A 19,058-nucleotide genomic window follows, 5' to 3' on the forward strand; every position below is an offset into this window, starting at 1 on the left:
ACCACGGCATGCGAGCGGCCACCCGGACCGGCACCCGAGGCGGGGCCGTACGGGGGCCGGGGTGGGCGGGCGGCCGCGGGCAGCCCATATCGGGAGCTATGCCGAGAGATGGAGCAAAGCGCCGTATATCATGTAATGGCGCCTCTTGAACTTGGCGCGGGCAGCATGTCACCTCCGCATTCGGAGACGAAACATGGCCGCAGACGAAGAGGACGAAGAAACACCGGACCGGCGCCCGACCCGCAAGAAGACGGCCGGGAAAAGCAGTGACGCGAACGCCGGCGACCGGACCAACGACAGGGGTACGGAGCGCGCCGCCCGCCGCGTTTCGGCGCCGCGGGCGATGCGCTACGCGGCCGAACAGCTCCAGGAGCTCCTGGGCCGGGCGCCCGATTCCGTCTCCGCGCTCCAACCCACGGAGGACGGCTGGATGGCCGACGTGGAAGTCCTGGAACTCGAACGCGTCCCCACCACGAGCAGCGTGATGGCGAGCTACCGGGTGACGCTGGACGAGGAAGGCGAACTGGTGTCGTACGAGCGCACTCGCCGCTACACCAAGGGGCAGGTCGGCCAGAGCTAGGCCGGCATCGCCGACACCCACCGTTCGCCACATGAACGACACGGCCACTCCGGGACGACCTGGAGGAGCCGGTGAAAGGGAGGCACCGTGACTGTAGTGCCGCAAGGAGGAGGGGCCGTGGCCACCGGTGGTGGCGGGACCGGCAACCTCTACGACATCGTCGAACTGCTCCTGGACCGCGGACTCGTCATCGACGTCTTCGCCCGCGTCTCGCTCGTGGGTCTGGAGATCCTCAAGGTCGACGCCCGCATCGTCGTGGCCAGCGTGGACACCTACCTGCGCTTCGCCGAGGCCTGCAACCGCCTCGACCTGGAGTCCGGCCGCAAGGCACCCTCCAAGCTGACGGACGTCGTCGGCGAGGTCACCGAGGGCGGTGCGCACGGCAAGACCAAGGGCGCCCTGAGCGGTGTCGCGGATGCCGTCGCCGACGCCCTCAAGAGCACCACCGAGGAGGCCGGGGAACGGCACAGGGAGCCCGCGGGCAAGCGCGAGCGACCGGTGAGGCACCGAAAGGACTGAGCCATGCCCGTCTACGTCTACTCGATCGTCTCCCGCAGTCATCCGCAGGGTCTGGACGGCGTACAGGGAGTGGGAGACCCGCCGTCAGCTTTGCGCACCCTGACCGTCGACAAGCTGTCCGCGGTGATCAGTGACGCTCCTGAACAGCTGCGGCCCAAGCGTCGCGACCTCGCCGCCCACCAGGCGGTCCAGGAGCGGCTGATGGCCGACGGCACGGTCCTGCCGCTGCAGTTCGGCTTCGTCGCCGACGACGAGGACGCGGTACGGACGGTGCTGGAGGAACGCGCGGACGAGTTCGCCGAGCGGCTGCAGGCACTGAAGGACTGTGTCGAGTACCACCTCAAGGCCGGCCAGGACGAGGAGGCGATGCTGCGCCAGATCCTCCTGGAGTCCGACCAGGCGCGACGGATGAACGAGGAGATCAAAGCCGGCCGGGGCGGCCCGGACATGCCGCTCGCCCTCGGTGAACTGGTCGCCAAGGAGATCGAGGCACGCAAGGACCGGCTCGCCGCTTCGGTCACCGAGGCGCTGACCGGGCTGGCCCGTGAGGAAAACACCGTCAAGCCGTCCGGCGACGACTTCCTCAGCGTGTCCTTCCTCGTCGAGAAGGACCAGGAGGAACGCCTGCGTACCGCGGTGCAGGAACTCGCCGAGAAACTGGGCGAGGACTTCAACCTGCGGCTGCGCGGTCCGCTCCCCGCCTACAGTTTCGTGTAATCCATCCGCCGCCCCGGGCGCTCGGCTCCTCCGGTCGCCCGGCTCCGCGGCGTCGTCCAGGGAGTTCCCATGGGTGTGCTGACGGAGATCGCCGCCCTTCCGCTCGCCCCGATGCGCGGCATCTTCTGGGTCCTGGGGAAGGTGGTCGAGGCTGCCGAGAACGAGTACTACGACCCGGCCCCCGTGGAACGCCAACTCGCCGACCTGGAAAAGGCGTTGCTGGCCGGGGAGATCGACGAGGAGACATTCGACCGGCGAGAGGACGAACTGCTGGACCGGCTGGACGAGATCCGGGCCCACGTTCAGGGCACCGGCGGCTGACCGGGACCGGCCGGACGCCGGAACCCCAGGGAATCGAGGTGCAGGGCCGTGAGCGAACCCCTTTCCAGGAGGCTGGGCGACCATCCGTCCCGGGCCGCCCCGTCCGCTCAGGGCGGTACCTCGGCCAACCTCGCCGACATCTTGGAACGGGTCCTGGAAAAGGGACTCGTCATCGCCGGTGACATCCAGATCAACCTCCTGGACATCGAACTCCTCACCATCAAGCTCCGTCTGCTGATCGCGTCGGTCGACAAGGCGAAGGAGATGGGCATCGACTGGTGGGAGCACGACCCCGCACTGTCCTCCCGCGCCAACGACGGCTACCGCTCGCTCGCCGACGAGAACCGGCGGCTGCGGGCCGAACTCGCCGCGGCGCGCGGCCGGTCCGTCAACGACGAGCTGCCGCCGGGCGACACGACGGGGCAACCCGAGGAAGCCGGGGAAGCCACCGAAGCCGAGAGGGTCGAGGCGAACGAACGGGCCGAGGTGACCAAGCAGGCCGGGCAGACCAAGCAGGCCGGGCAGACCAAGCGGGCCGAGCCGGTCGAGCGGGCCGAGCCAGCCAAGCCGGCCAAGCGGGCCAAGCGGGCCGAGCCGGCCAAACCGGCCGAGCCGGCCGGGGCTGCCGAGCGGACGGGCCGCCCGACCCCCCGCAACCGGCGCAGCGTGAGCGGTAACTCGGGCACGTCGGGCCGGGCCCGCACCTCCGGCAGCGCACGCAAGCGGGCCGAGCCGCGCCCGCGCGGCAAGCGGCAGGACGAGTCATGACCGAGGTCAGCAGCTATGCGTACGCGGTCGCGCGGGACGCCGACGGGTCGCTGGAGGCGGAGCTGTCCGGACTCCCGGGCGTGGCCGACGCACCGGTGCGCCTGGTGCGCACGGGCGACGACGGCGATGTGGTCGTCGCCGTCAGCGCGGTGCCCGCAGCGGAGTTCGACGAGGGAGCGCTGCGCTCCCACCTCGAAGACCTGGACTGGCTGGAGGAGGTCGCCCGCGCCCACCACCGGGTGATCGAGGCACTGGCCGCCCGTACCACCGTGCTGCCGCTGCGACTGGCCACCGTCTACCTCGACGACGACAGCGTCCGGCTGATGCTGGCGGACCGCCGGCAGGCGTTCGCCGACCGGCTCGCCGAGCTCGCCGCACAGACCGAATGGGGGGTCAAGATCTACGTCGAGGCGGGCGAGCCCCCCGAGGCCCCCGAGGAGCCGCCCGCCGGCCAGGACCTGAGCCCCGGGCGGGCCTACCTCAGCCGGCGCAGGGCCCAGCGCCACGCCCGTCAGGACGCCTACCGGCACGCCGAGGACGCGGCCCGGCGGGTCGAGGACACCGCCCGCACCTACGCCGTCGACCAGGTCAGGCACCGCCCCCAACAGGGCGAACTGGCCAGGGGTCCGGGCGAGAACGTCGTCAACGATGCCTATCTCGTGCCGCAGCGGGACGCCGAGGACTTCCGCACCGAGGTCCTCCGGGCCGGTGAGGGCTTCCCCGGCGTCCGCGTGGAGGTCACCGGGCCCTGGGCGCCCTATTCCTTCGCCGTCCCCGCCGAGGCCGAACCGCTGCGGAGAGCCGCGCCGTGAGGCCCGTGAGCGGGCCGCCGGCCAGGACGGACGAGCCGCTGCCGAACCCGCAGATCGCGCTCATCGACCTGCTGGACCGGCTGCTCAGCGGCGGCGTGGTGCTCACCGGCGACGTGGTGCTCTCCATCGCCGACATCGACCTCGTCCGCATCTCACTGCGCGCGCTGGTCGTCTCCATCAGCGCCGAGAACCCCTCCCCGTGGCCCACGCGCGACGAAGAGGAACGGGCGCAGCGCGACGAGCTGACGTACCGGGAGGGCCTGACGCTCCCGGAGGGCGGACCATGACGGACGACGCCCGCTGGCCGGCCGGCGCCCGCTTCGACGAGGTCGCCGACGCGGCGGAGCGCGCCTTCCGCCTGCTGCCCGCGGCCCCGGAGGACGACCTCCTGCGCACCCCCGGCGGCCAGGGACACCGGCCCGCACACCGGATCGCCACCGATCCCGACACGGTGGAACGCGACCTCATGAAGCTCGTCCTCACCCTCGTCGAGCTGCTGCGGCAGCTCATGGAACGCCAGGCGCTGCACCGGGTCGACACCGGGGACCTCACCGAGGAGCAGGAGGAGCGGCTGGGCGAGACGCTGATGATCCTGCACAGCCGGATGGTGGACCTCTGCGCCCGGTACGACCTGTCACTGGAAGACCTCAATCTGGACCTCGGACCCCTCGGGACCCTGCTGCCACCGTCCTGACCGGCACCGTCCCGAACCACCGTGGTGGCCCGGGACCGGGCCACCACCCCAAGGAGCACGACAACGAGCACGACAGGAGCGCGAGATGGACATCAGGAAGAAGACCCGGGAGCTCGGCGGCACGGCCGCGGGCAAGGCCAGGGAAGCGATCGGCAAGACCAAGGAAACGACCGGCAAGTCCCGCGGTGACGCGCGGCTCGAACACAAGGGCAGGACCGAGAAGGCCATGGGCAAGGTCAAGCAGGCCGTGGAGAAGGGCCGGCACAGCCTGAAGCACTGAGCGTGCGCCCGGCAGAACCGGTCCCCGCCGCCCGTGTCTCCGTGCGGGCGGCGGGGACCGGTGGCGTATGCGCCGTGTGAACCGGCCTCGGGGCGGTCTGTTCAGCCGGCGTCGGGCAGCCGGACCCGGACGGTGCCGTCGGTCTCCACGCTCACCAGGAACGCGGGCTGCGGCGCGGTGGCGGGGCCCCGCACGTTGGCGCCGTCCGCCAGCCGGAAGACGCTGCCGTGCCAGGGGCACTCCACACAGCCGTCCGCGACCTTCCCGTCCGACAGCGGCCCCGACATGTGGCTGCACCGGTCGGCGAGGACGTGGATGTGGCCGCCCGGCTCCCGCACCACCAGGAGGGGCACCTCACCCAGCTCCCGGCGCACCGCCGCGCCGACCGGGAAGTCCTCCCCCCGGCCGACGGTGTGCCAGCCCGCCGCCACGAGGTGCGGCACCGGCTGGGCCTTGTTGCTGCCCGCGGCCTGGCGGTAGGCGAGGTGCCCGCCGAGCAGTCCGCCGGTGCCGGCCGCGCAGAGCCCCGCGAGCCCGAGCGCCTTGCCCAGCGCGGTACGGCCGCGGCCGCGCTGCACCCAGGAGTTCGCGTACAGGCCGATGGCCGTGGCGATCGACGCGGCGTGCACCAGCCCGGTGCGCATCTGGTCCTCGTCCTGCTCGGCCCAGTCCACCCAGCCGGCCAGCGCGGCCGGTACTGCGGACAGCACCCCCACGCCCACCAGCACCCGGGCCCCGCGCCGGGTACCGGGCACCAGGTCCAGCACCGCGGCGGACAGCCACGAGCCCAGCGGGAGCTGGACCAGCGCCGGGTGCAGCGGATGGCCGATCGGCAGCCCGTGCAGCACATCGCGCCAGCGCCCGAGCGGCAGCCCGTGGACCACCCGCTGGAGCGGGCCGATCACCGGGTCGAGCTTCTCCAGGCGGCCCAGCTCGTCGAGGGAGCGCAGGAACGTGGCCTCGGTCCGGGCGGCGGCGCCTTTCAGCGTGCCGGTGCCGCCGCCGGAACCGGTGACCGTCTGCAGGACGCCACCCGTCCCCGGGGAGAGGACGGCGAATTTCGTGTACCGCGCGGAGAGCCGCATCAGCCTCACTCCTCTTCGGTCTCTTCCTCGTCCTCTTCGGCGGGTTCCTCCTCGTCCTCGTCCTCGTACTCCTCTTCCTCGTCCGCCTCCCCTTCCGCGGACTCCTCGCCTTCCTCCCCCTCTTCTGCGCCTTCTTCGCCTTCTTCGCCTTCTTCGCCCTCTGCTCCTTCTTCCTCTTCCTCTTCCTCGCCTTCCTCGGCCGCTTCGCTCTCCTCTTCCTCGACGGCCTCCTCATGGGTCCGTACGACCTCGCCGTCGCGGATCTCGCCGCGCCAGCCCTCCGGCTCCTCGGTGGTGAGGGTGACGTAGCGCTGGAAGTGCTTGAAGTCCAGCCGCAGCCGTCGTCCCTGCGCCCGCCAGATGTTGCCGGTCTTCTCGAAAAAGCCCGAGGCGTAGTACTCGACGACCAGCACGATGCGGGTCAGATTGGGCGCCAGCTCGTGGAAGCTGACCGCGCCCCGGGTCGATCCCTTGGCCCCCTCGGAGGTCCAGACGATCCGGTCGTCCGGTATCTGCTCCTGGACGGTCGCCTTCCAGCCCCGGGTGGACGGTCCGACCTTGGCCTTCCAGTCGCTGGTCGTCTCGTCGTGCGGCGACACATTGCGCACGCCTTTGGTGAAACGGCTGAACTTCTCGTACTGCGTCCAGTGGTCGTAGGCGGTACGCACCGGCACACCGACGTCGAGGACCTCGATGATGTTGGTGACCTTCTTGTCGCCCGAGCTGCGTTTCTTGCCGCCGCCGAGCGCCTCCTTGGCCTTTCCGAGCACCTTGTCCTTGAGGTTCCCCGCCGTGCCGGACAGCACCGCCTTGAGGGGGGAGTCGCCACTCAGCAGACCCGCGCCGATCTTGCCCAGGGAGCCGCCGTGCTCGGCGACATCGGTGAGCCGGCCCGTCATGTCCGTCAGCTTGTCGCCGGCCCGGTCGGCGAGGTTTCCCACCAACGCCGTCATGAGGTTGCCGAACTCGTCACGCAGCTGGTCCAGCCCCGAGTCCGGGCCCTGTCCCGATTTCGCCATGACCGGTCACCTCCCGCCTCTGCCACGCGACGTGGTCTTCTTGGCGGCGGTCTTCTTCGCCGGAGCCTTCTTGGTCGCCTTGGCCGCCTTCTTTCCCGCCGGGGCCTTCTTGGCGGTGGCCTTCTTTGCCGGGGCTTTCTTGGCGGCTTTCTTGGGCGGGGCCTTCTTGGCGGCCTTCTTCGCCGGGGCCCGTGCCGCTCGGCCCCCGCCGCCGCGGCGGGGCCGCTCCTCTTCCTCTTCCTCTTCCGGCTCCTCTTCTTCCTCTTCTTCCGGCTCTTCTTCCTCCTCCTCGTACTCCCCTTCTTCCTCCTCCTCGGGCTCTTCCTCGTCCTCCGGCGGCTCCTCCTCTTCCTCTTCCTCTTCCTCTTCCTCTTCCTCTTCCTCGTCACCCTGCGGGCCGAGTTCGAGGAGGCGGGTCCGGTCGCGGAGCGTATCGGCGAGCGAGACCAGTTGCCGGTTGGCGGCGGCTGCCAGGGCCTTGCGGCCGGCGCCCATCACCTCACCGCGCAGCTGGTCGCCCAGCTCCGCGACCTGGGGTATCTCCCCGAGCTTGCGGACGCCGTCGGACACCAGCTGACGTGGGTCGAGACCGGATTGGCGCCCCGCGAGGTAGGACGCCGCCGTGAGAGCGAGCCGGCCCTTCTTGGTACGGCCCAGCACATAGCCGCCGGCCACGGCGGCGGCGAGCATGATCTTCGTTCTCTCGTTCATGGACGTGTCACCTTTTCCTGGGCAGCCGGCTGATCGGCGCCATATCTCCAGAGTGATCCCTGTGGTGACCTGCGCATCTCGGGCGCGTATCGAGGGTGTGGGGCAGGGTCGCGCCCCGAGGGCATGCCGAAATAGGGGGGTCCGCTCGCCGTTACGGGCGGCCCGTTCTACGGGTTACCGGCGGGATGGAAGAAAAACCCGCGGAGGCGTCAAAACGGTATCGATTCGGTCGAAAAGCGTCCCCCGCACCGCAGAGTGCCCTTCCGATCGCAGACCGGCAGGTGTGCGGAAGGAAGACGACGGTCCTAGGCTCGGAATATGCCGGGAACACGCCGTGCACCGCCTCGTACGGGGGCAGATCGTGTGGGAACGGCGGGAGCGCGGCGTGCTCGCCGGTGTGCGGCCGCGGCCCGGCTGCTGGCCGTGGCGGCGGCGGTGGCCCTGCTCGGCGGGCCCGTCGGCACCCCCGCGGCGCCGGCCGGAACTCCCGCCCCGGCAGCCGCCGGTGACCCGTCCGCTCCCCCCGGGCTGGCGCGGTTCTACCAGCAGCGGCTCTCCTGGGCGCGGTGCGGCCCGGACGTACGGCAGAGCGCCCGCAGCCAGGGCGACACCGCGCCACCGGGCTTCTCCGACCGGCTGGAGTGCGCCCGGCTGACCGTGCCGCGGGACTACGGACACCCCGACCGGGCCGCGCTGCAGGTGCAGCTGGTCCGGCTGCGGGCCACCGGGCCCGGCAAACGGCTCGGTTCCCTCGTGCTCAACCCCGGAGGCCCGGGTGCTTCCGGCGTCGACTACCTGATCGGCAGCGGCAGCGCCTTCGCGCGGCCGGGACAGCGTTATGACCTCGTCAGCTTCGACCCGCGCGGCACCGGCCGCACCGAGCCGGTCTCCTGTGGCAGCCGGCTCGCCCCGCCGCCCGGCAACGCCGCCGACGACACCCTCGCGGCGAAGGAGAAGCGCATCAACGAGGCGTGCGGGCGGTACTCCGGCGGGATGCTGCCGTGGGTCGGCACCACGGAGGTCGCCCGGGACATGGACGTCCTGCGCGCCGCTGTCCACGACGACAAGCTCAACTACCTGGGGTTCTCCTACGGCACCAAGCTCGGCGCGGTCTACGCCCATGAATTCCCGGACAAGGCCGGCCGGATGGTGCTGGACGGCGTCGAGGACCCCACCAAGAACACCTGGCAGACCGCGCTCGCGCAGGCCCGGGGCTTCCAGCGGGCACTGGACGACTTCGCCGCCGACTGCGTCCGTGCCACGGACTGCCCGCTCGGCCCGGACGACGGCCGGGCGCAGGACCAACTGCTGCGCTGGTACCAGGAGTTGACCGATACGCCGCTGACGGTGCAGGGGCGGAAGGTGGACGAGACCACCTATGTCTACGCGCTGCGCGAGGCCCTCTACAGCCGGAGCGACTGGCCGGCCCTGCGGCAGGCCCTGGCGCAGTTGCGGCGCGGTGACGGCGCGGGCATCCTCCGGCTCAGCGACAGCGGCGGCAGCCGGGCACCCGGGAGCGACGGGGCCGCCCAGGGAAGCAAGGCCGCCACCCACGGCAAGGCCCGCGGCGGCACGGCCGTTGCCGTACCACCGCGGGCCGGTGTCCCGCCACGGGCCGGTGTCCCGCCGCGGCGGACCGGGCAGGACGACGAACTGCCGCCGCAGGACCAGCTGGCCCTGCGGGCGATCTCCTGCCGGGACACCTCGGAGCGTTACGGAGCCGCCGACTACCCCCGCGCGGAGCGCGAACTCACCCGGGCCTCACCGCTGTTCGGCCCGGACATCGCCCCGACCCTGCTGGACTGCTACGCCTGGCCGGTCGCGGGCGACGACTCCTCCCGCGACGTCGCCGCGCCGGGTGCGCCGCCGATGCTGCTCGTCGCCACCACCCACGACCCGGCGACCCCGTACCAGGGCGCCTTCAACATGGCCCGGGCGCTGGACAACTCCAGCGTCGTGCTGACCTTCCGCGGGGAAGGACACGCCGCTTACCCCACCGGCGACACCTGCGTCCAGAACCACGTCGACCGGTTCCTGGTGGACGGCGTGCTGCCCAGGCCGGGCACCAGCTGCGGCTGAGCGGGCCGGTGCGGGGCAGCCCGGTGGACTACCCCCGGTAGTAGCGGTTGTCCTCGACGTCGACCACGGGGGCGCCGGGGGAGGGTGGCTGGGTGCGCCGCCGCTTGAGGATGCTCACGTACGTGGCGAGTCCGATGATGCCGACGATCATCATGATGATGCCGACCAGGTCGAGGTTGATCCCGGCCATGTGCCAGTCGGTCGCGAACGTGAGGATCGCCCCCACCGCCAGCAGACCGATGCACCCGCCGATACCCATGGTCTTCGCCTCCATAACTGGTGTGACGGTCAGGTCTGTTGACAGTGCGGTTACCCGGTGGCGGGGGCCTTATGTCCGGGCCGCGGTGTGCCGTCCGGCGCGCGGGAGGGCGTGAGCGGTCCGGATCCGGGCCGTGGCCGGGCGGTTCAGCCGGCGCGGCGGCCGCCGCGGCCCGCGGTCTTCTTCGCCGCGGCCGTCTTCTTCGCGGCCGTCTTCTTCGCGGCGGTCTTCTTCGTGGCGGTCTTCTTCGTGCCTGCGGTCCCGGCGGCCGTCTTCTTCGCCGCGGTCTTCCGCCCGGCGGCCTTCTCCGGGGCCGCGGCCGGGCCGGACTCCTCGTCCTCGCCGCGCGACCGCTGCGCCGCCCGGACGCTGTCCTGCAGCGCCGCCATCAGGTCCATCACCTGGCCGGCCGGGGGCTCCTCGCCGGTCTCGAACTCCGGCTCGCGGTCGGCCAGCTTCGCCGCCACCAGCTCTTCGAGCGCCTCACGGTAGTGATCGTGCACGTCCTCCTCGGACAGGCCCCCGAAGGAGTCCATCAGCGCCTCGGCGGCCGCCACCTCATTGGCGTGCACCGGTGCCTCGCGCTCGGGCAGCACTCCCTGCAACGGGCGGATCTGGTGCGGCCAGAGCAGTTGCTGCATCACCAGGACGTCGCCCATCGGCCGGATCATCGCCAGCGTCTCCCGGCCGTGCAGGGCGATCTTCCCGAGGCCGACCCGCTGGTGCCGTTCCATCGCGTCGCGCAGCAGGACGTACGGTTTGGCCGCGGCCGGGCCGTCGATGCCCAGGTAGTAGCCCTTGCCCAGCTGCAGCGGGTCGATGTCGCCGCCGGCGACGAAGGCGAGGATGGTCAGTGTCCTGGCGGTCGGCAGCGGGAGGGCGTCCAGGTCCTCGTCGCTGAGCGGCACGACCGTGTCGCCGTCCCCGGGCCGGTAGCCGCGGCCGATCTCGTCGGGGGAGACCTCGGTGCCCTCCAGGGAGCACACCGGCTGGTTGCGCACCCGTCCGCCGTCCTTGGTGTGGATGCGGACGAAGCTGACCGACGCCGAGCTCTCCGTGGCGTTGTACGCGGCGACCGGGATCGTGACCAGGCCGAAGCTGATGGCGAACTTCGCCGTGGGACGCATGGGGGCCGCCTTCATCGGTGCGTTCGGCTCCATGCTAAGCGGGCCGGGCAAACCGTACATCCCGGGTCATACCGGGCATGGTCCGATCGGGTCGGGCGGCAGCCCCGGGGCCCGCCCCCAGACGCTGGGCGGCCCCCGGATCAGGTCAGGTCACGTCACGTCGTGCCGGCGGTCTCCTGCACAGAGCGCCCAGATGATGAAGATGTCGATGGCGACCAGCGTCAGGGCCCAGAACGGGTAGTACGGGATCCACAGGAAGTTCGCGAGCGCGCCGAGACCGGCGAGGACGACACCGAGGACGCGTGCCCATGTCGCCCCGCTGGCGATCAGGGCGACGCCCGCGGCCAGGATCACGATGCCCAGGATGAGGTGGATCCATCCCCAGCCCGCGAGGCTGAACGAGAACACGTAGTTCCGTGTCGTCAGAATGACGGTGTCCTTGGCGATGGCGGAGATGCCCTCCAGGAGGGTCATCGCGCCACCGAAGATCATCAGGACGCCCGCGAAGGCCGTCCATCCCCCGACAATGGTGGGTTTCTGCCTGGCCATGGCTCACTCCTCACATGAGAGACCCGGCCGGCCGCCGGCGCGATCCCGGCGGGGGTCATGTGGTCATGACCTGCTTCCACGTTTCCACAGGGACCGGCCGGCCGCATGTCAGGGGTGAGGAACCCGCATTGAGGGGGGATCAGCGCAGGCCGGCCGCACCGCGCGGCGGAGCGGCCGCCCCCGCGGTGCCCGGTGCGGGCAGCGGATCGGGCGCGGGGCCCGGTTCGGGACCCGGCGTGGGCGGTGCCGGGTTCGGCGGGGCCGGGTCCGGCTCGGGGCCCGGCACCGGCGGCGGCACCGGATCCGGTCCGGGGGCGGGGACCGGGCCGGGGCGCGGGCCTGGCGTGGGTCCGGGTGGCCCGGGCCCCGGGCCCGGCGTCGGTGGTACGGGATCGCGCTGTTCGCGCCCGCGCTGACGGTGTGTTTCGTCCGGTACGAGATCCGGCACGGACCCTCCTTCGCTACGGCCCCACGGGCGGTGAGCGCCCCATGAGGCCCCTTCGGCACATCACCCTTGTTGCCGATTTCGTGCTCGGCATGCGGCGTGGCGGGCGGCCACCACCCGGACGCCGGAGCGTACGGCGACCCGCAGCGGGTACCCCCGCCCGCATGGAGGACACGGACAAGGGCACGGACACCGGCACGGAAGAGGCCGGCAGGCGCGGCACCACCGGGAAGGCCGGCCCGACCCGCGGCAAGGCCCGCCAGGGCGGCACGCACGCCGTACGGGCGGGCAACCGCACGGTCGAGGTCCACCGCCCCGACAAGGTGCTGTTCCCGGACGACGGGCTGACCAAGGCCGATGTCGTCGACTACTACCGCCGGGTGGCCGCGGTCATGGTCCCGCAGTTGCGGGACCGCCTGCTGATGCTGGAACGGCTCCCGGAGGGCCTGGACGGTCCGCACTTCATGCAGAAGGAGACCCCGGACCACTACCCCGACTGGATCCGGCGCGAAGAGGTCGCCAAAGAGGGCGGTACCGTCACCCACCCCGTCTGCGACGACAAGGCCACCCTGCTCTACCTCGCCGACCAGGCCTGTCTCACGCTGCACCGCTGGCTGTCCCGGGCCGGCCGGCCCGACCACCCGGACCGCCTGGTCTTCGACCTCGACCCGCCGGGCTCCGACTTCGAGCCGGTACGGGAGGCTGCGCGGCAGCTCGTCGGCCTGCTGGACGAACTCGGACTGCCGGCGACGCTGATGACCACCGGGTCACGGGGACTGCACGTCACCGTCCCGCTGGACGGCCGCAGCGACTTCGACACCGTACGCGGCTTCGCCCAGGACGTGGCGGAGGTGCTGGCCGGGCGGCACCCGGACCGGCTCACCACGGCCGTGCGCAAGAAGGCCCGCGGCGACCGGCTCTACCTGGACGTCCAGCGCAACGCCTACGCACAGACGGCCGTCGCCCCCTGGTCGCTACGGGCCAAGCCGGGCGCGCCGGTCGCCGCGCCGATTAGTCACGAGCAGCTCGACGACCCCGAACTGACCGCGCGGAGCTGGTCGTTGAGGGAAGTGGCGGGAGTCGTGGAGCAGGCGCGGGCCCGGCCGTGGTCGAAGCTGCCGGCCCGCGGGCGGTCGCTGCGCACGGCCCGCAAGCGGCTCGACGCCATGCGCTGACGGGCCGTCGGCGCGGTCACTCCGCCGGCGGCCCGGTGTCCGGCGCGTCCGGCTCGGCGGGCCGTCCTTCGGCGTGCCGTCCCGTCGTATGCCGTTCGCGGTCGGCGAGCACCGCCTCGTCGAGCAGCCGGCGCTCCCGCCGGGCGCGTTCCCGGTCCCCGGCCGAGGCCTCCGTGACGTCCAGGAAGATCTGGTCGGCGACCGGCCAGTTGCGTCGGATCTCCGCCTTCACCCGGACCAGCACCTCCTCGACCTCCTCGCTGTCCAGCCCGCCGACGAGGTCGATCCGGGCGGCGATCAGCGTCGACCGGGTGCCCAGCCGCATGGTCAGCAGTGTCGTCACCGCGTCGATCTCCGGCTGCCGGTCCAGGAAGCGCGCGAGCGCCTGGCGCAGCGCCGGGTCGGCGGCCTCACCGATGATCCGGCCGCGGGACTCCTTGGCGAGCTGGTAGGCGACGTACATCAGCAGCGCCCCGATGACCAGCGACGCCCAGCCCTCCCACGCCACCGCGCCGGTGAGCAGGTGCAGTCCCACCCCGGCCATCGCGACGACCACGCCGAAGCAGGCGGTGGCGTCCTCGGCCAGCACCGTACGCAACGCCGGGTCGTCGGCCGCCCGGATCGTGGCCCACACGCTCCGGCCGGTCTCCCGCGCCTGCCCGCGGACCTGCGCCAGCGCCCGCAGCAGCGACGAGCCCTCGGCGAGCAGCGCGACCACCAGGACGACCAGCCCGACCGTGTAGCCCGTAGGGCTCTCCGAACCGCCCGAGCGCAGCGCCTCGACGCCCTGGAAGAACGAGAAGCAGCCGCCCATCACGAAGATCCCGACCGCGGCGAGCAGGGACCAGAAGTACCGCTCCTTGCCGTAGCCGAACGGGTGCCGGGAGTCCGGCGCACGGGTGCTGCGCTTGAGGGAGGCGAGCAGGAAGAGCTCGTTGAAACTGTCGGCGACCGAGTGCGCGGCCTCGGAGAGCAGCGCGGGCGAGCCGGCGATCAGCCCGCCGGCCACCTTGGCCAGGGCGATCACCAGGTTCGCGCCGAGCGCCACGAACACGGTGACCGCGGTCCTGGCGTCCGCGCTGTCCTGCGTCCCGTTCCGCGGCGGGTGCTGGCTCTCGTCCTGCGTCCTGTTCGACACCGGGTGCCTCCCGTGGCCGGTCGGCCGGCCGACGCGAAGCGTAGCCGCCCGCGGCCCGATGCGCACCCGGGCCGACCGGTTGGTTCCGGCCCGGTGCAGGAGGCAGCCTGGAAGCGGAAGGAGACCCGCGACCCCGACGGCACAGGAGCCGGCGATGGGCGGTACATCCGACCGGGCCCTTGCCCGCACGCTGCTGGAACGGCACGGCACGACCTACGCGCAGGAGAGCGGCATCCGGCTGCGCAACACCCCGCAGCCGCTCTGCCAGGTGCTGGTGCTGGCCCATCTGCTCAGCGCCCGGATCCGCGCCTCCGTGGCGGTGGCGTCGGCGCGTGCGCTGTTCGAGGCGGGCATGCGGACCCCGCGGCGGATGGCGGACGCGACCTGGCAACAGCGGGTCGACACGCTGGGCGAGGGCGGCTACCGGCGCTACGACGAGCGGACCGCCACCCAGCTCGGGGACGCCGCCCAGCTGCTGCTGGACGAGTACGGCGGGGACCTGCGGCGGATGCGGGACGCGGCGGACGGCGACGCCGACGCGCTGCGCGCGGTGCCCGGCCTCGGGGCCACGGGCTGCGACATCTTCCTCCGCGAGGTGCAGGGTGTCTGGCCCGAAATCGCCCCCTGCCTCGACGGCAAGGCCGTGCAGGGCGCCGAGCGGCTGGGCCTCCCGGGGGAGGCCGCAGACTGGCGCGGCTGGTCGGGAAGGACGAACGGGCGGCGTTCGCCTCGGCGCTGGTCCGGGCCGCGCTGGACAAGTCCGTGGTGGACGATGTACGCGAGGCGGCGGACGGCTGAGGCGGCGGGGCAGCCCTCGGCGGCCGGCCGGCGACCGCGGCCGTCAGGCGATCAGGGCCCCCAGCAGGGTGACGCCCGCCAGGAACCAGGCGACGTAGTCGCCGACATGACCGGAGTGCACCCGGCGCAGCGGAATAGTCCAGCGGGCCGGTTCGTCGTGCACCGGCCGCCGTACGGTCCCCAGCGCGAGCGCCGCGGCCAGCGCGGTGGCCACCAGGCCCCACAGCACTCCGGCGGCGTTCCAGTGCGGCGGGGGAGTGGGCACCGGCTCCGCCGCCCGGCCGTGCAGCACCGCCGCGAGGTAGCCGGCGTGGTCGGTGAAGGCGTCCGCGGCCTGCCCGATGCCGGTCCGCAGTCCCGGGACCAGCCCCACCGCCAGGGCCGCGGCGAGCAGCACCGCCGGCACGGTGAGCATGGTGTCCGGGATCCGGGAGAGCAGACCGCCCCGGGTCTCCGGCTCCTCCTCACCGGTCGTCTCCTCGGCCGGGTGCTCCTCGGCGTCGGCCGGACGGCTGCCCAGACCGAGGAACACCCGGGCACCGGCCCGCAGCACCGCACCGCCGGTGACCGCCGACACCAGCACGAACAGCACCGTCGCCCAGCCGCCCACGGCCTCCTCGGTGACCGCCTTGCCCAGCGCGGTGCCGAACGGCGGCAGCCCGGCCAGCGCCAGCCCGCCGGCCCCGAACAGCACGCCCACCCACGGCAGTTCGCGCCCCCGGCCGTGCAGCTGGTGCTCGTCGACGCTGGCGAAGCGGTCCAGCAGGATGCCCACGCACGCGAACAGCGCCGCCTTCACCCCGGCGTGCCCCAGGACGTACACCGCGACGCCGCCCACCCCCGCCGGGCTGAGCACCGCGAGACCCACCAGGAACAGTCCGGCGTGCGCGACCGTGGAGTACGCCAGCAGCCGCTTGAGGTGGCGCTGCTGCCAGCACATCAGCGCGCCCAGGACGGCGGTCAGCACACCCAGGGCGAGCAGCGCCCGGTGGACGTCCGCGGCCGGCAGCCCGCCCGGGCCGGCGAACACCGTCCAGTAGACCCGGGCGGTGCCGTACAGCCCCAGCTCGACCATCACCCCCGACATCAGCATGCACACCGGCGTCGGGGCCACCGCATGGGCGTCGGCCAGCCAGAAGTGGAACGGCACCGCCGCCGCCTTGACCAGCAGCCCGGTCACGACCAGGGTGAAGGCCGCGATCAGCAGCGCGTCCGGGCTGCCGCCGGGCGACCCGGCGAGGGCGGAGCCGATCTGCGCGAAGCCCAGCTCGCCGGTGTGCGCGTAGAGCAGGCCGATGCCCAGCAACGTGGCATAGCCGCCGAGGGAGTTGACGACCCCGAAGACCAGCGCGCCCTGGACGGCCCGGGCCTCCTCCACCCGGTAGCCGGTCAGCGCGTACGCGACCACACCCATCAGCTCGAAGAACACGAAGGCGTTGAAGAGGTCGCCGGTGAGCGTGAATCCGCACATGCCGGCCTGGAACAGCAGCACCAGCGCGGGGAACGAACCGGCGTGCCGGCGCGGCGGCTCGTCGAAGTACCGCCAGGCGTACCCGAGCGCCGCCAGCACCAGCAGCGAGACCAGGGTGGCGAGCCCCAGGCCGGTCCGGTCGCCGACCAGCACGATGCCCACGCTCACCCCGCCGTGCGGCCGCCAGCCGCCCAGCCACTCGGCGGGCTGCCCGGCCGACGGCCCGGTGGCCGCCAGCGCCAGCAGGGCCAGCACCGCGGCACCGGCCGCGAACAGGCAGCCCAGCGTCTCGGCGGCGAACCGCGGCAGCCGCCGGCCCGCCGCCACCAGCAGCGCCGCACCGAACAGCGGGGTGACCACGATCAGCGGCAGGGTCCGGGCGACGTTCACCCCCGCAGCTCCGACAGCTCGTCGGGGTCCACCGTGCGGTGGCGCTTGGCGACCTGGATGACCAGCGAGAGCAGCAGCGCGGTGACCGTCGCGCCGATGACGATGTCGGTCAGCGTCAGCGCCTGGACGACCGGATCGGCGACCGGGCGCGAGCCCGGGGCGATGTCGGAGAACACCGGCGAGGTGGCGCCGGAGCGGTAGCCGACGGCCAGCAGCAGGACATAGGTCGACGACTGGCAGACCGCCAGACAGCCCACGGCGTGGATGAGGTTGCGGCTGGTCGCCAGCCCGTAACACCCCATCAGGAACAGCCAGCCCGCGACCACGTACGGCAGCACGCTCATGCCCGGTCCTCCGCCTCCTCGTCCGTACTCACGATCTCCACCGCCTGGTCCAGGAATCGCGCCAGCAGCACCACCACCCCGGCCGCGACCTCCACGCCGATGGCGGCGTTGAGCAGCGGTACGGTGCCGCCCGAGGAGAGGGTGTTGAAGGTGCCGTAGGGCAGGAAGTTGCCCAGGTACGCCCAGCCCGCCAGCAGCGCCGCCGCGCCCACCAGGACGTACGCCGCCTCACCCGCGGCGTCCGCCACCTCGTACAGCCCGAGCGGCCGGATCCGCTCCAGCGCCCGGTAGTCCACCGCGATGTAGAGCAGGTGCAGCGAGGTCGCCACCACCACCCCGCCCTGGAAACCGCCGCCGGGGCTGAGCTGGCCGTGCGCGACGATGTACAGGCCGATCAGCAGGGTGACCGGCAGGGCGAACAGCGCGTAGCGGCGCACCGGCGGCGCGACCCGGGCCGGCTCCGGCTGCTGCCGGTTCTCGTCCCTGGTCTGCCGCAGCAGCACGACCGTGCCCAGCACCGAGCCGAAGAGGATGGACTCCTCGCCGAGGGTGTCCAGGGCCCGCTGGTCGAAGTTGACCGAGGAGATGGTGTTGGCCGTGTGCCGGGCGAGCGCGGCCCGCACCGCCCGGTCGCCGTAGGGGTGCCACCCGCCGCCGAACGACGGCAGGTCGAGACAGGCCAGAACGTACAGCACCGCGGCGCCCAGCCCGCCCAGGGCCAGCACCCACCTCCGCAGCCGCATGGTCATTCCCGCTCCTCCCGGCGCTCGCTGCGGGCCTGGCGGCGCACCTTGCGCACGGACAGCAGCACCATCAGCGGCGTCAGCGCGGAGCCGACCGCGAGCTGGGAGAGCGCGACGTCGGGCGCCTGCAGCAGCAGGAAGAGGGTGGCCAGCGACAGCCCGAGCAGGGACAGCAGGAAGGACTGGCGGACGGGATCGCGCACCAGGACGGTCCCGGTCCCGGCGGCGGCCACCAGGAGCAGGCCCAGCAGCACCGGCAGTTCACCGGTCATCGGACATCCCCTCCGTGGGTGCGCCCCGCCCGTGCCCCATGGCCGCCGCGGCGTGCACGGCCCGGGTCGCCACCCGGCACCCGAGTGCCAGCAGCACCCCGATGATCAGGAGTTTCACCATCGCCCGGCCGGGCCCGGCGGCGACGGAGAGCGGCACCACCACGGCGGCCACCGCGACGTAGTTCACCACCGTCAGCGCGCGCAGCCGGCCCTGCCCGGGCGGATGCTCCGCCAACTGGTCGGCCAGCAGGCGTACGAAGAGCAGCGTCCCGGCCGGGCCCAGCACCGACAGCATCAGCGCGGTGTCGACGTAGGCCGGCCGGGCGAAGCCCTGGGACAGCAGCAGGAAGACCAGACTGAGGAGCGTGGTCGCCACGTTCTGTGCGGGCACCCGCCGGCGGGCCCGGCCGGTGGCCACGCCGCAGGCGGCCGGCGCGAAGCCGCACAGCAGCAGCGCGGTGGCCGCGGCGGTCCAGCCGTTCACCGGCCGTCGACCGCCCGCCGGGCCCCGCGGGCCGCGGCGGCGGCGATCAGCCCGGCGCCCGCGCCGACCGCCCACTCCAGGGTGTCGACCGGACCGATCAGCATGATCCACAACAGGGTCAACGCCGCCCACCAGCCCAGGAGTTCACCCCCGGCCGCCAGCGCTCGCACCATCCGCCACACACCTCCCTGCCGACCGGGTACCCGGGCCTCAGGCTCACATGCGGCGCCCCGGCCGCCCCGTCACCGCGCCGCGGACTACTCCGTCGGTGCGTGCGG

General features: G+C 72.8%; 23 protein-coding genes and 2 pseudogenes. 12 read left to right on the forward strand and 13 right to left on the reverse strand.

Annotated features, from left to right (window positions below):
* Positions 1–193 precede the first annotated feature (193 nt).
* The 9 genes and pseudogenes from AB0G35_RS14670 to AB0G35_RS14710 all read left to right on the forward strand — a co-directional run bounded on the left by AB0G35_RS14670 (position 194) and on the right by AB0G35_RS14710 (position 4,691).
* Complete coding sequence (locus tag AB0G35_RS14670; RefSeq protein ID WP_360948417.1) at positions 194–580, forward strand: gas vesicle protein; 387 nt, start codon at positions 194–196, stop codon at positions 578–580.
* A gap of 87 nt (positions 581–667) precedes the next feature.
* Positions 668–1,099 (forward strand): gas vesicle protein GvpJ, encoded by a 432-nt coding sequence (gene gvpJ / locus AB0G35_RS14675; protein WP_360948419.1) that lies wholly within the window; start codon positions 668–670, stop codon positions 1,097–1,099.
* A gap of 3 nt (positions 1,100–1,102) precedes the next feature.
* A complete protein-coding gene (locus AB0G35_RS14680; protein WP_360948421.1) occupies positions 1,103–1,816 on the forward strand; it encodes a GvpL/GvpF family gas vesicle protein in 714 nt (237 codons plus the stop codon).
* Between the two features lie 69 nt (positions 1,817–1,885).
* Positions 1,886–2,137, forward strand: coding sequence for a gas vesicle protein GvpG (locus AB0G35_RS14685; RefSeq protein ID WP_360948423.1), 252 nt, complete (start codon positions 1,886–1,888; stop codon positions 2,135–2,137).
* Positions 2,138–2,209: 72 nt separating this feature from the next.
* Positions 2,210–2,509 (forward strand): annotated as a pseudogene (locus AB0G35_RS14690) (gas vesicle protein); the annotation flags it as partial.
* A gap of 392 nt (positions 2,510–2,901) precedes the next feature.
* The gene (locus AB0G35_RS14695) at positions 2,902–3,717 is read left to right on the forward strand and encodes a GvpL/GvpF family gas vesicle protein (RefSeq protein WP_360948425.1); all 816 of its coding nucleotides are present in this window, start codon (positions 2,902–2,904) and stop codon (positions 3,715–3,717) included.
* A complete protein-coding gene (locus AB0G35_RS14700; protein WP_360948427.1) occupies positions 3,714–4,004 on the forward strand; it encodes a gas vesicle protein in 291 nt (96 codons plus the stop codon). Before AB0G35_RS14695 ends, AB0G35_RS14700 begins: the two co-directional genes overlap by 4 nt.
* The gene (locus AB0G35_RS14705; protein ID WP_360948429.1) at positions 4,001–4,411 is read left to right on the forward strand and encodes a gas vesicle protein K; all 411 of its coding nucleotides are present in this window, start codon (positions 4,001–4,003) and stop codon (positions 4,409–4,411) included. Before AB0G35_RS14700 ends, AB0G35_RS14705 begins: the two co-directional genes overlap by 4 nt.
* Before the next feature lie 85 nt (positions 4,412–4,496).
* Complete coding sequence (locus AB0G35_RS14710) at positions 4,497–4,691, forward strand: CsbD family protein (protein ID WP_360948431.1); 195 nt, start codon at positions 4,497–4,499, stop codon at positions 4,689–4,691.
* Between the two features lie 101 nt (positions 4,692–4,792).
* Here AB0G35_RS14710 and AB0G35_RS14715 read toward each other — a convergent pair whose 3' ends face one another.
* From AB0G35_RS14715 to AB0G35_RS14725, 3 genes are read right to left on the reverse strand one after another with little or no spacing between them, the layout of a single operon-like run.
* Entirely contained in the window at positions 4,793–5,776 is a 984-nt protein-coding gene (locus AB0G35_RS14715) for a Rieske (2Fe-2S) protein (RefSeq protein WP_360948433.1), read from the reverse strand.
* 5 nt (positions 5,777–5,781) lie between these two features.
* Positions 5,782–6,795 (reverse strand): SRPBCC family protein, encoded by a 1,014-nt coding sequence (locus tag AB0G35_RS14720; RefSeq protein ID WP_360948435.1) that lies wholly within the window; start codon positions 6,793–6,795, stop codon positions 5,782–5,784.
* Positions 6,796–6,801: 6 nt separating this feature from the next.
* Positions 6,802–7,506: a histone protein gene (locus AB0G35_RS14725; protein ID WP_360948437.1), complete on the reverse strand. Its 705-nt coding sequence runs from the start codon at positions 7,504–7,506 to the stop codon at positions 6,802–6,804.
* A 363-nt stretch (positions 7,507–7,869) separates the two neighbouring features.
* On the opposite strand from AB0G35_RS14725, the gene AB0G35_RS14730 reads away from it, so the two are divergent.
* Complete coding sequence (locus AB0G35_RS14730) at positions 7,870–9,585, forward strand: alpha/beta hydrolase (protein WP_360948439.1); 1,716 nt, start codon at positions 7,870–7,872, stop codon at positions 9,583–9,585.
* Positions 9,586–9,613: 28 nt separating this feature from the next.
* Here the strand turns inward: AB0G35_RS14730 and AB0G35_RS14735 are convergent, their stop codons facing one another.
* From AB0G35_RS14735 to AB0G35_RS14745, 3 genes are all read right to left on the reverse strand, one after another.
* Positions 9,614–9,844 (reverse strand): DUF6458 family protein, encoded by a 231-nt coding sequence (locus AB0G35_RS14735; RefSeq protein ID WP_030798711.1) that lies wholly within the window; start codon positions 9,842–9,844, stop codon positions 9,614–9,616.
* 146 nt (positions 9,845–9,990) lie between these two features.
* Positions 9,991–10,971, reverse strand: a complete 981-nt coding sequence (locus AB0G35_RS14740) for a Ku protein (RefSeq protein ID WP_360948441.1) — start codon at positions 10,969–10,971, stop codon at positions 9,991–9,993.
* A 150-nt stretch (positions 10,972–11,121) separates the two neighbouring features.
* Positions 11,122–11,520: a hypothetical protein gene (locus AB0G35_RS14745; protein ID WP_360948443.1), complete on the reverse strand. Its 399-nt coding sequence runs from the start codon at positions 11,518–11,520 to the stop codon at positions 11,122–11,124.
* 609 nt (positions 11,521–12,129) lie between these two features.
* On the opposite strand from AB0G35_RS14745, the gene ligD reads away from it, so the two are divergent.
* Positions 12,130–13,140 carry a non-homologous end-joining DNA ligase gene (gene ligD, locus AB0G35_RS14750; protein ID WP_360948445.1) on the forward strand — a complete coding sequence of 337 codons (1,011 nt, stop codon included), beginning with the start codon at positions 12,130–12,132 and terminating at the stop codon, positions 13,138–13,140.
* Positions 13,141–13,156: 16 nt separating this feature from the next.
* Here the strand turns inward: ligD and AB0G35_RS14755 are convergent, their stop codons facing one another.
* Positions 13,157–14,278: a cation diffusion facilitator family transporter gene (locus AB0G35_RS14755; RefSeq protein WP_360948447.1), complete on the reverse strand. Its 1,122-nt coding sequence runs from the start codon at positions 14,276–14,278 to the stop codon at positions 13,157–13,159.
* Positions 14,279–14,432: 154 nt separating this feature from the next.
* Between AB0G35_RS14755 and AB0G35_RS14760 the strand changes: the two are divergent.
* A pseudogene (locus AB0G35_RS14760) lies at positions 14,433–15,076 on the forward strand (endonuclease).
* A gap of 43 nt (positions 15,077–15,119) precedes the next feature.
* Here AB0G35_RS14760 and AB0G35_RS14765 read toward each other — a convergent pair.
* From AB0G35_RS14765 to AB0G35_RS14790, 6 genes are read right to left on the reverse strand one after another with little or no spacing between them, the layout of a single operon-like run.
* On the reverse strand, positions 15,120–16,937 hold the full coding sequence (locus AB0G35_RS14765; protein ID WP_360948449.1) for a complex I subunit 5 family protein: 1,818 nt from the start codon (positions 16,935–16,937) through the stop codon (positions 15,120–15,122).
* Positions 16,934–17,281 (reverse strand): sodium:proton antiporter, encoded by a 348-nt coding sequence (locus tag AB0G35_RS14770; protein WP_360948451.1) that lies wholly within the window; start codon positions 17,279–17,281, stop codon positions 16,934–16,936. Before AB0G35_RS14770 ends, AB0G35_RS14765 begins: the two co-directional genes overlap by 4 nt.
* Entirely contained in the window at positions 17,278–18,030 is a 753-nt protein-coding gene (locus tag AB0G35_RS14775) for an MnhB domain-containing protein (RefSeq protein WP_360948453.1), read from the reverse strand. Before AB0G35_RS14775 ends, AB0G35_RS14770 begins: the two co-directional genes overlap by 4 nt.
* Positions 18,027–18,296: a hydrogenase subunit MbhD domain-containing protein gene (locus AB0G35_RS14780; protein ID WP_360948455.1), complete on the reverse strand. Its 270-nt coding sequence runs from the start codon at positions 18,294–18,296 to the stop codon at positions 18,027–18,029. The genes AB0G35_RS14775 and AB0G35_RS14780 overlap by 4 nt, the downstream gene beginning before the upstream one ends.
* The gene (locus tag AB0G35_RS14785) at positions 18,286–18,780 is read right to left on the reverse strand and encodes a monovalent cation/H+ antiporter complex subunit F (protein ID WP_360948457.1); all 495 of its coding nucleotides are present in this window, start codon (positions 18,778–18,780) and stop codon (positions 18,286–18,288) included. Before AB0G35_RS14785 ends, AB0G35_RS14780 begins: the two co-directional genes overlap by 11 nt.
* Positions 18,777–18,953, reverse strand: a complete 177-nt coding sequence (locus AB0G35_RS14790; RefSeq protein WP_360948459.1) for a hypothetical protein — start codon at positions 18,951–18,953, stop codon at positions 18,777–18,779. Before AB0G35_RS14790 ends, AB0G35_RS14785 begins: the two co-directional genes overlap by 4 nt.
* Positions 18,954–19,058: the final 105 nt, after the last annotated feature.

Origin of the sequence: Streptomyces sp. NPDC021749, assembly GCF_040640655.1 — a bacterium.
Classification (GTDB): Bacteria; Actinomycetota; Actinomycetes; order Streptomycetales; family Streptomycetaceae; genus Streptomyces.

Bases quoted from the DNA above. Each gene is read 5' to 3' on its own strand.
- AB0G35_RS14725 (WP_360948437.1), bottom strand. From the start codon at position 7,506: ATGAACGAGAGAACGAAGATCATGCTCGCCGCCGCCGTGGCCGGCGGC.
- AB0G35_RS14695 (WP_360948425.1), top strand. From the start codon at position 2,902: ATGACCGAGGTCAGCAGCTATGCGTACGCGGTCGCGCGGGACGCCGAC.
- AB0G35_RS14670 (WP_360948417.1), top strand. From the start codon at position 194: ATGGCCGCAGACGAAGAGGACGAAGAAACACCGGACCGGCGCCCGACC.
- AB0G35_RS14745 (WP_360948443.1), bottom strand. From the start codon at position 11,520: ATGGCCAGGCAGAAACCCACCATTGTCGGGGGATGGACGGCCTTCGCG.
- AB0G35_RS14790 (WP_360948459.1), bottom strand. From the start codon at position 18,953: ATGGTGCGAGCGCTGGCGGCCGGGGGTGAACTCCTGGGCTGGTGGGCG.
- AB0G35_RS14715 (WP_360948433.1), bottom strand. From the start codon at position 5,776: ATGCGGCTCTCCGCGCGGTACACGAAATTCGCCGTCCTCTCCCCGGGG.
- AB0G35_RS14780 (WP_360948455.1), bottom strand. From the start codon at position 18,296: ATGACCGGTGAACTGCCGGTGCTGCTGGGCCTGCTCCTGGTGGCCGCC.
- AB0G35_RS14775 (WP_360948453.1), bottom strand. From the start codon at position 18,030: ATGACCATGCGGCTGCGGAGGTGGGTGCTGGCCCTGGGCGGGCTGGGC.
- ligD (WP_360948445.1), top strand. From the start codon at position 12,130: ATGGAGGACACGGACAAGGGCACGGACACCGGCACGGAAGAGGCCGGC.
- AB0G35_RS14770 (WP_360948451.1), bottom strand. From the start codon at position 17,281: ATGAGCGTGCTGCCGTACGTGGTCGCGGGCTGGCTGTTCCTGATGGGG.
- AB0G35_RS14685 (WP_360948423.1), top strand. From the start codon at position 1,886: ATGGGTGTGCTGACGGAGATCGCCGCCCTTCCGCTCGCCCCGATGCGC.
- AB0G35_RS14720 (WP_360948435.1), bottom strand. From the start codon at position 6,795: ATGGCGAAATCGGGACAGGGCCCGGACTCGGGGCTGGACCAGCTGCGT.
- AB0G35_RS14705 (WP_360948429.1), top strand. From the start codon at position 4,001: ATGACGGACGACGCCCGCTGGCCGGCCGGCGCCCGCTTCGACGAGGTC.
- AB0G35_RS14710 (WP_360948431.1), top strand. From the start codon at position 4,497: ATGGACATCAGGAAGAAGACCCGGGAGCTCGGCGGCACGGCCGCGGGC.
- AB0G35_RS14735 (WP_030798711.1), bottom strand. From the start codon at position 9,844: ATGGGTATCGGCGGGTGCATCGGTCTGCTGGCGGTGGGGGCGATCCTC.
- AB0G35_RS14680 (WP_360948421.1), top strand. From the start codon at position 1,103: ATGCCCGTCTACGTCTACTCGATCGTCTCCCGCAGTCATCCGCAGGGT.
- AB0G35_RS14740 (WP_360948441.1), bottom strand. From the start codon at position 10,971: ATGCGTCCCACGGCGAAGTTCGCCATCAGCTTCGGCCTGGTCACGATC.